Below are 367 nucleotides of genomic sequence, written 5' to 3' on the forward strand. Positions count from 1 at the left end.
GAATTTTGAAAAACATAGCGCATCACTACTTGGAGGAATACCAAGGCCACATTTACGGCCATGCTGCCGACGAGAAAATAATCCTCTGCACGAACTAACCAATTATGCCACATGATTAACCTAAATTATCTTGAGCTCCTGTCGGCCGACTTCGCCGCCATGTACGGAAGATCAGCCCCAACTGTGAGGGTGGTGGCATACCCGGCGATCGGACCCACATCGGCAAACACGGGATGCATGCGTGAGTCACAAAATCCCACCGGGCTAAGATCCAGTGGGCCAAGCTCCCGAGCTCGGGCCCGCCCGAGGCGCCTTCCTCCGACGGCAGTTCCCAGGTGAGGGGCAGCCCTTGTTTGTATTTTAGCCT

At 54.8% G+C, this 367-nt stretch carries 1 protein-coding gene; it reads right to left on the bottom strand.

The features are described from left to right. Nucleotides 1–125 precede the first annotated feature (125 nt). Nucleotides 126–367 (bottom strand): hypothetical protein (locus tag EZM41_RS13735; RefSeq protein ID WP_232619181.1); only part of this gene is annotated, 242 nt, incomplete at its 5' end.

It is taken from the genome of Acetomicrobium sp. S15 = DSM 107314, assembly GCF_016125955.1.
Taxonomy (GTDB): domain Bacteria; phylum Synergistota; class Synergistia; order Synergistales; family Thermosynergistaceae; genus Thermosynergistes; species Thermosynergistes pyruvativorans.